The following is a 281-nucleotide window of genomic DNA, read 5'->3' on the forward strand; positions in this document are numbered from 1 at the left end:
GGTGTCAAATATCTCTCCGCCGATCGCGCCACACAAGGGACATTAGCAGTATTTGATATCACCCAAAAAAATGTAGTGGTGGCTGACGAAATCAACTATAGAAGTCAAACACAAACGGGTGAAATTACGTCCAAAGGGTTTGAAGTTTCAGGCAGCCACATGCTCAATGACTGGGTAGATATCAATGCAAGCTACAGCTATACCGATGCTGAGATTACAGAGGATGAATTCAACCCTGATGTGATCGGCAACACCCCAGCACAAACGGCAAAGCATAAAGC

Annotated in this window: 1 protein-coding gene; it reads left to right on the forward strand. The window is 45.2% G+C overall.

Annotated features, from left to right (window positions below; all coding sequences use genetic code 11):
- Nucleotides 1–281 (forward strand): TonB-dependent receptor domain-containing protein (locus AAEZ05_RS28330; RefSeq protein ID WP_350649891.1); only part of this gene is annotated, 281 nt, incomplete at both ends.

The organism is Pseudomonas sp. HY13-MNA-CIBAN-0226 (assembly GCF_040310305.1).
GTDB classification, from domain to species: Bacteria; Pseudomonadota; Gammaproteobacteria; order Pseudomonadales; family Pseudomonadaceae; genus Aquipseudomonas; species Aquipseudomonas gregormendelii.